This is a genomic window from Streptococcus pluranimalium, assembly GCF_047785745.1.
Classification (GTDB): Bacteria; Bacillota; Bacilli; order Lactobacillales; family Streptococcaceae; genus Streptococcus; species Streptococcus pluranimalium_B.
On record NZ_JBLOJT010000088.1, the window covers coordinates 1 to 7,594 of the forward strand.

The following is a 7,594-nucleotide window of genomic DNA, read 5'->3' on the forward strand; positions in this document are numbered from 1 at the left end:
TTAGACTTTCCAGCCTTTTTCATTTCGATACAGGCTAACTTAGTTTCTACCGAATACGCTTTTTTGATTATAACAAAACACTCCTGTTTCTAGTTTACTAGTTTTCAACAGGAGTGTTTTTCTGATGTCTCATTTTATGGGTGCAGTGTCTGGCATTCCTGGCTTTTTTGTGTGTCTTGGTTAAAGATGACTGACATAAAGGGAATATTTTAGGTATTTTTAAAGTATTTTTGTGAAACCGCTTTACAATTTTTAAAAAGGTGTTATAATAAGTTTACAAGTAGCGCAAGCGTTTGCGCAAAACAACTAAAAGACATTTTGTCTGGAAATCGTGAGGAGACGTCACATGAAAGAAAAACTGCAACAGTTTTTTAGTTTCGAGTTTTGGCAAAAATTCGGAAAATGTTTAATGGTGGTTATTGCCGTTATGCCAGCTGCAGGACTGATGGTTAGTATCGGGAATTCGATTCCTTTGATAAACCCTGATTCCCCTTTGTTGACTAACATTGGGAATGTTGTTGCTCAAATTGGTTGGGCTATTATTGGAAACCTTCATTTGCTCTTCGCCTTGGCTATTGGTGGTAGCTGGGCTAAGGAACGTGCTGGAGGTGCTTTTGCGGCTGGTTTATCATTCATCTTGATTAACCGCATTACTGGTGGTATTTATGGTGTTTCAAGCGATATGTTGGCTGACTCTAAGGCAACGCTGACCAGTTTCTTGGGTACTAAGATGGTGGTTGCTGACTACTTTACCAGTGTTTTGGAATATCCTGCTCTTAATATGGGGGTATTCGTTGGTATTATTGCTGGTTTTGTTGGTGCGACAGCTTACAACAAGTACTATAACTACCGTAAATTGCCAGACGCTTTGACTTTCTTTAACGGGAAACGCTTCGTGCCTTTCGTGGTCATCTTGCGCTCTGCTATTGTAGCGATCGTCTTAGCTGTTTTCTGGCCAGTAATCCAATCAGGAATCAATGGCTTTGGTAAATGGATTGCGTCATCACAGGACACAGCTCCAGTCCTAGCGCCATTCTTGTATGGTACTTTGGAACGCTTGCTCTTGCCGTTTGGTCTTCACCACATGTTGACCATCCCTATGAACTACACCTCACTTGGTGGCACTTATGATATCTTGACCGGTTCAAGTGCTGGTAGCCAAGTATTTGGTCAAGACCCGCTCTGGTTGGCATGGGTAACTGACTTGATAAACCTTAAAGGTGCTGGTGATACAGCGGCTTACAATGATTTATTTAACGTCGTAACACCTGCCCGCTTCAAAGTTGGGCAAATGATTGGGGCAACGGGTATCTTGATGGGCTTGAGCCTTGCTATGTATCGCAATGTTGACCCTGATAAAAAATCAAAATACAAAGCCATGTTTATCTCTGCAGCAGCAGCTGTTTTCCTAACAGGTGTTACAGAGCCTCTTGAGTACATGTTTATGTTTGCTGCAATGCCACTTTACGTGGTTTACGCTCTCCTTCAAGGGGCAGCCTTTGCTATGGCAGATATTGTTAACCTTCGTGTTCACTCATTTGGTAATATTGAACTCTTGACTCGTACACCAATGGCGATTAAAGCTGGTTTGGGAATGGACCTGATCAACTTTGTTTGGGTATCGCTGCTCTTTGCAGTTATCATGTACTTTGTTGCAGATTTCATGATTAAGAAAATGAATTTGGCAACTGCTGGTCGCAATGGTAACTATGATGCTGATATGCTCAACGACTCTCCAGAAGCTACAGGCAATGGTGCAGTTGCTGATGCGAATTCACAAATTGTTCAAATCATTAACCTTCTTGGGGGTAAAGCTAATATCGCAGATGTGGATGCTTGCATGACCCGTCTTCGTGTCAGTGTCAATGATACTGAAAAAGTTGGTTCTGAAAATGCTTGGAAGCAAGCTGGTGCAATGGGCTTGATTGTTAAAGGTAATGGTGTTCAAGCGGTTTATGGACCAAAAGCGGATATCTTGAAGTCTGACATTCAAGACTTACTCGATTCAGGTGCCGAAATTCCAACGGTCACTGTCAAAGAAGCTGATGCTATAGTTGCTAGCCATACTAATTTTAAAGGCGTTGAGGAAGTTATCGTTAGCGTGGCTGATGGTCAAATTTTAGACATTTCAAAAGTTGCAGATCCTGTTTTTGCAGAGAAAATGATGGGTGATGGCTTCGCTGTTGAACCTGTTAACGGTAATATTTATTCACCAGTTTCAGGTATCGTTACAAGTGTCTTTCCAACTAAACACGCTGTCGGACTTCTTACCGATAATGGTCTAGAAGTTTTGGTACACGTTGGTCTTGATACGGTAGCGCTCAATGGTACGCCATTCTCAGCCAAGGTGACAGATGGTCAACGCGTGACTGCTGGAGAGCTTTTGCTGGTTGCTGATTTAGAAGCTATTCGTTCAGCTGGTCGCGAAGTGACAACAGTTGTCGTCTTTACCAATACTGCCGAAATTGAATCTGTTCACTTAGATAAAACAGGGCAACAATCTGCTAAAGAAGTGGTTGCACACGTTAAACTATAAGTGTTACAATACTGTCATTAGAAGAGAATCTGAGTTTAGAACTCGGATTCTTTCGTTTATCGCCTAATGACCCACTGAAAATCAACAGCAGATGAAGCAGGTTGACCAGGGCATCAGTGACCTTAAGCAAGAAAAGTCATTCATTAGGTTTTGATTTTCTATGAGTAGTAACTGACTGTTTGTGGATAACTTGTGTATTAGTTAACATGTGGTAGAAAGGATTGTTCAATGAAATTACTAACGCTAAACACGCACTCATGGATGGAAGAGGAGATGGCGACCAAGTTTGAGGATTTGGTGGCGAGGGTTTTAGAGGAAGATTATGATGTGATTGCTCTTCAGGAAATCAATCAGTTGATGACGAGTGAGGAAGCTGATCAAGTGGTCAATCATGTACCTTTGCCGGTGAATCCACCTATTCATGAGGACAACTATGCGCTGAGACTGGTAGAAGCCTTGGAGGAAAAGGGGAAAACTTACTACTGGGCCTGGGCATATAATCATATTGGCTATGAGCGCTTCCATGAGGGAGTGGCCATCTTATCTAAAACACCGATTGAGGCTGTGGATATCTTGGCGTCGCAAGCTGTTGATCCAGGAGATCACCACACTCGCCGTGCACTTTTAGCCCGTACAACTGTGCAAGGGAAAGCACTATCACTGGTTAGCTTGCATTTGTCATGGTGGGAAAAGGGTTTTGAAATTGAGTGGCCACGCTTGGCGCAAGCTCTGGAGTCGGAGGATAATCCTTTGGTTTTGCTGGGGGACTTTAATAATCCTACGGGAAATCAAGGTTATCAAGAAGTTATCAACAGTCGTTTAAATTTAGTGGATAGCCATGCAGTCGCTGATGAGATTTCAGGAAATCACACCATTCTTGCAGATATTGATGGCTGGGAAGGCAATGATTTGGCACTCAAAGTTGACCATGCCTTTGTGGATAAATCATTTAAGGTCAACTCATCAAAGGTTGTTTTTGACGGTGATCATAGCCCGGTGGTTAGCGATCATTTTGGATTGGAAACTGAGATAGTATAAGAAAAGTCCTGACAGGAAATCAGGACTTTTTGAGGTCTGTAAGAATGAGTGCTTTTGCATCTTCAAGTGATAGGTCTTTTGTTAGCCTTGTCTCAGGGATTTCTGTCAGGTAGTCTTTGTCAACCCACCATCTTTTAAGAGCATCTTGGTCAAATTCCTTAGCTTTCTCACGACCAGAATGTCGTTTGACGGTTTCATCAAAGGGGAGATCGTAGTAGTAGGCATAGATATCTTCTAATCTATAGAGTTCTAATATTTTTTGCCAGACAGGTTGGTACCAATCTGACCGCAAGATACCCTCTAAAATCACTGTTTGACAATTATCATAGCCATAGTCAAGAAGATTGAGTAAAAGAGGAACAGTCGGAGTATCAACACCATCGTGAGCATGTAGCATGGTTCGTCGTAACAAATCCTGCGATAGCAATAGGGTATTTTCACCCATTTCTTCTTGAAGAGCGTAGGCTAGACTGGTTTTTCCTGACGCAGCATTACCTCGGATAATGATTATTGCGGGCATAGTAGCTTACTTTCTGTAAAAATGACCAAACTTATCTTCGATTTCGTTATAAATAGCTCTCGGATTTTTGTCTGTTGTATTAAGGGTGATGTTAATCAGTGGATACCTCATTTTGAGGTTCGCCTTGGTAGCATTACGTTGTAAGGTACTCATTTTAGCAAGGTAAGCTTCCTGATTTTTAACACTGACACTAATAAAAGTCTGATTAAGCATATGGCGAAGTTGGATATTTTCAATATCTTCCCAGGGAACAAAACCAAGAGCCAGTGCGGAAGAATGATCTGTCATTCCTTGTTCGTCAACAATGAGCAGAGAGTGATTGGTGAAAAGTCTCTTGATAAGAATGATAAAGACCCATCCAAAGAAGGCAATCGAAAAGAGTCCTATTAAGATGGCAAAAATATCGGATGAGAATAAAAAGAGAAGTCCGAAGATGACAAGAGCATAGATCATATTTCCGAGTTTTTTACTTGGGATGACAATTAGTTCAATCATAGCTTTCCCCATCTTTGGAATCTGAATAGTTAAGACAATTAGTCAATCATTTTACTCTTTAGGTAAGCGTCAACCAAGCGTTCAGTTGCCTCTACTGAATCAGTATGAGTGCGTTCATAAGAGTGGCTGGATTCGATACCGGCACCTAGAAGGGCGTGTTTGACTTCTGCTCCGGCACGGACAGCAGCTGAAGCATCACTACCGTAGTAAGGGTAAATATCTAGTTTGTAAGGGATATTTTGCGCCTCACAAAGAGCTACCATATGTTGTCGGAGTTCATAGTGGTAAGGACCTGAAGCGTCTTTGACACAGATAGAAACCGTGTATTCGTCTGTTGCTTGATCATCTCCCATAGCTCCCATATCAACTGCTAGGTATTCCACCGTTTGGCTTGGGAGACTTGAGTTGGCACCGTGCCCGACTTCTTCGAATGCTGAGAAGTAGAAGTGGGTTGTATATGGGAGCTCGATTCCTTCATCCTTGTAGGTTTTTAAGAGTTCTAGGAGAATGGCTGCGCTGACCTTGTCATCTAAGTGACGAGATTTGATGAAGCCGTTTGGTGTCACGACAACACGAGGATCAAAAGAAATGAAATCGCCAACTTCAATCCCTAAAGCGCGTGTTTCTTCCGCAGTAGTTACTTTTTCATCCAAACGAACTTCCATATTAGCCTGATTACGTTCAGCTGTACCAGCGTCTTTATAGACATGGACAGAAGTTTGGTGCATGAGGATAGTACCAGAGATTTCCTTACCATTTTTAGCAACATGAACCGTACAGTTTTCACCTTCGATGGCATTGTAAACAAAGCCGCCAACCAAGTCCATTTTGAGACGACCGTCTGGTTTAATAGCACGAACCATGGCACCGAGAGTGTCTAAATGGGCTGTTACAACACGGTGTTTATCGTCGTCTTTTCCGGTCACAGAAACCATAATACCGCCTTTATGCGTGCGAACAGGTTCATAACCAAAGCTTTGTAATTCTGACACGATATAATTCATAATCGTTTTGGTGAAACCCGTTGGTGATGGGATGTTGGTTAGGGTAGTGATGTAATCAACAGTTGTTTTCATGTGAGTTCCTTTCTGAGTTCAATCTCATCTTTTATCAGGGTGCCACTTACTTCAAGAGGGATACTGGGTTTTAATGCTCTAGCTAAAGCAACAGCATCAAGATGAGTTTGATAATGTTTAAAACCTACTTTGTGATAAAAAGCTAGTGCTTGAGTATTTTCATTGGTAGTAATAACGTGAATCGCCTTGAGGTTTAGTTTCTTTGCTTTATCTTCAATGAATTGGCATAGCTTTTTGCCAATACCTTGATTAGGCAATGTACTGTCTAGAGACATGATTTCTAATGCTTTAGTAATCTGTCGGTAAGTAACCATACCGACAATATTACCATTGTGAAGTGCAATATAACCAGGTAATATTGAAAGGTCAAAAAGTTGACCGCGGACAGCCATATGTTTACCACTCCAATTTTGCTTTAGAAAAGTCAGGATATCCTGCTGGTAAGTTAGTGAAATTTTGGCATACTCAATCATTTTATATTGTTAAAGTCAGCTTGAGCCTTAAGAACAATCGGAGCAATTCGCTCGATATCAGCAGAGGTGCCTCTAAGTTCAAAGTCAGCTAGCATAGGAAAACCAAACTGTTCAGCATACTGCTTAGCTGAGAGGCAATATTGATTATTGAAGTTACGATTGCCAGACCCGATGATTCCAAAACAGTTTTTGTAGTTGTCATGTGCTGCGATAAATTGACGCAAAGGGGTTGTCAAAATTTCGGTATCGCCGTTATCAAGTCCATTGCCGCCTTCGAGGTAGGTTGGTAAGAGAGCTAAAAAGTCTTCTTCGACTGGGAAAGTTTTATGCTTGAGGTCTTTAATATTAATCAATTTGGATTCAATGCCGTGCGTTTCTTTAAGAAAGCGAGCGAAGCGCGTGACAAAGCTATGCGTATTTCCACTGAGACTGACATAGACAAGGGTGAGTGATTTCATAAGACCTCCGTAGCAAAATATAGTTTTCACAATGTTTATTATAGCATAGTCTTAGGGAGAACTAGAGTCAAATCTTATTTCATACGAAAAATCCACTTCATTGAGTGGATTTTCTAGTTAGCAACCTTAGCTTTCTTTACGATTTTTGATTTTGGCAACAAATCCAAGGCTGGCAAATCCTAGGATTGTCATCCATAAACCACTTGTTTCGCCAGTGTTTGGAAGGGTCTTTTTATGGTTTTGTTGAGAGAATCTTTTTTTCGTTACAGTTGCTTGAGAACTCTGGTTAGTTTTAGCAGCTAATGTTTGGGCATAAGCATTTGCAGCTAAGCTGTGGATGGCTGCTTGTGTTTTCGGGTCGAGTTTTGTGCTTGATACTGTAGCTGCTGGATTACCATTTGTAGCAACTGTTGGAGTTGGTGTTGCCACGACTGGTTCTGTGTAGACAAAACGGTAATCTCCGAAGCCTTCCATCTCAGCAGAAGGGTTAAGGTAGACGAGTTCTTCACTGCCATCAACCAATACTTTAGCGCTGTCAGCTGTTTGGAAGCGAACGTCAAGTCCTTTGATGGTATTAGCAAAACGCCAGTTGCCATCAGCAGATGGGTTGATCGTCTTTTCAGCCAAGATGTAATTGATAATGGCTTGACGGTTTTCCAAGTTTAGCAAACGGTTGGTGGTGGCGTTTCGAACACCTGGGAAGTTTCCGCTAGCACGGTAGTTATTGGTGACAACGATAAATTCTTGATTAGGGTCAATTGCTTGGCCATTGTACATAAGGTTACGCACACGACTGGCATCTGCGTTAACCAGATTGCCATCTTTGTCATATTTGTTTGGTTGAGTGATGTCAAATTCGTAAGTGATACCGTCAATCACATCAAAGTTATAGGTACGGTAAGACGTATTGATTAAATTTTGGGGGTCTGTACTGATTCCATCATCCCATTATCTGGACTATTCCCTTTGCGGGACATTGATGGTAGAATGCCTTTAGC

The 7,594-nt window shown here is 41.7% G+C and carries 7 protein-coding genes and 1 pseudogene; 2 read left to right on the forward strand and 6 right to left on the reverse strand.

Annotated features, from left to right (window positions below):
- The first annotated feature begins 346 nt into the window (after nucleotides 1-346).
- Entirely contained in the window at nucleotides 347-2,536 is a 2,190-nt protein-coding gene (locus ACMZ6U_RS08280) for a PTS transporter subunit IIBC (protein ID WP_416107831.1), read from the forward strand.
- A 228-nt stretch (nucleotides 2,537-2,764) separates the two neighbouring features.
- On the forward strand, nucleotides 2,765-3,574 hold the full coding sequence (locus ACMZ6U_RS08285) for an endonuclease/exonuclease/phosphatase family protein (protein ID WP_416107832.1): 810 nt from the start codon (nucleotides 2,765-2,767) through the stop codon (nucleotides 3,572-3,574).
- 19 nt (nucleotides 3,575-3,593) lie between these two features.
- Here ACMZ6U_RS08285 and ACMZ6U_RS08290 read toward each other — a convergent pair whose 3' ends face one another.
- The 6 genes and pseudogenes from ACMZ6U_RS08290 to ACMZ6U_RS08315 all read right to left on the reverse strand — a co-directional run.
- On the reverse strand, nucleotides 3,594-4,094 hold the full coding sequence (locus ACMZ6U_RS08290; RefSeq protein ID WP_416107834.1) for a zeta toxin family protein: 501 nt from the start codon (nucleotides 4,092-4,094) through the stop codon (nucleotides 3,594-3,596).
- Nucleotides 4,095-4,100: 6 nt separating this feature from the next.
- Nucleotides 4,101-4,589 carry an STM3941 family protein gene (locus ACMZ6U_RS08295; RefSeq protein ID WP_416107835.1) on the reverse strand — a complete coding sequence of 163 codons (489 nt, stop codon included), beginning with the start codon at nucleotides 4,587-4,589 and terminating at the stop codon, nucleotides 4,101-4,103.
- 38 nt (nucleotides 4,590-4,627) lie between these two features.
- Nucleotides 4,628-5,665, reverse strand: a complete 1,038-nt coding sequence (locus ACMZ6U_RS08300) for a M42 family metallopeptidase (protein ID WP_416107837.1) — start codon at nucleotides 5,663-5,665, stop codon at nucleotides 4,628-4,630.
- Nucleotides 5,662-6,138: a GNAT family N-acetyltransferase gene (locus tag ACMZ6U_RS08305; RefSeq protein WP_416107838.1), complete on the reverse strand. Its 477-nt coding sequence runs from the start codon at nucleotides 6,136-6,138 to the stop codon at nucleotides 5,662-5,664. The genes ACMZ6U_RS08300 and ACMZ6U_RS08305 overlap by 4 nt, the downstream gene beginning before the upstream one ends.
- Entirely contained in the window at nucleotides 6,135-6,596 is a 462-nt protein-coding gene (nrdI, locus tag ACMZ6U_RS08310) for a class Ib ribonucleoside-diphosphate reductase assembly flavoprotein NrdI (RefSeq protein ID WP_416107840.1), read from the reverse strand. The genes ACMZ6U_RS08305 and nrdI overlap by 4 nt, the downstream gene beginning before the upstream one ends.
- 126 nt (nucleotides 6,597-6,722) lie before the next feature.
- Nucleotides 6,723-7,520 (reverse strand): annotated as a pseudogene (locus ACMZ6U_RS08315) (5'-nucleotidase C-terminal domain-containing protein); the annotation flags it as partial.
- Nucleotides 7,521-7,594: the final 74 nt, after the last annotated feature.

What these genes read in the sequence shown, in the direction of transcription:
- ACMZ6U_RS08280 (WP_416107831.1), top strand. Translation starts at nt 347, where the DNA reads ATGAAAGAAAAACTGCAACAGTTTTTTAGTTTCGAGTTTTGGCAAAAA.
- ACMZ6U_RS08285 (WP_416107832.1), top strand. Translation starts at nt 2,765, where the DNA reads ATGAAATTACTAACGCTAAACACGCACTCATGGATGGAAGAGGAGATG.
- ACMZ6U_RS08290 (WP_416107834.1), bottom strand. Translation starts at nt 4,094, where the DNA reads ATGCCCGCAATAATCATTATCCGAGGTAATGCTGCGTCAGGAAAAACC.
- ACMZ6U_RS08295 (WP_416107835.1), bottom strand. Translation starts at nt 4,589, where the DNA reads ATGATTGAACTAATTGTCATCCCAAGTAAAAAACTCGGAAATATGATC.
- ACMZ6U_RS08300 (WP_416107837.1), bottom strand. Translation starts at nt 5,665, where the DNA reads ATGAAAACAACTGTTGATTACATCACTACCCTAACCAACATCCCATCA.
- ACMZ6U_RS08305 (WP_416107838.1), bottom strand. Translation starts at nt 6,138, where the DNA reads ATGATTGAGTATGCCAAAATTTCACTAACTTACCAGCAGGATATCCTG.
- nrdI (WP_416107840.1), bottom strand. Translation starts at nt 6,596, where the DNA reads ATGAAATCACTCACCCTTGTCTATGTCAGTCTCAGTGGAAATACGCAT.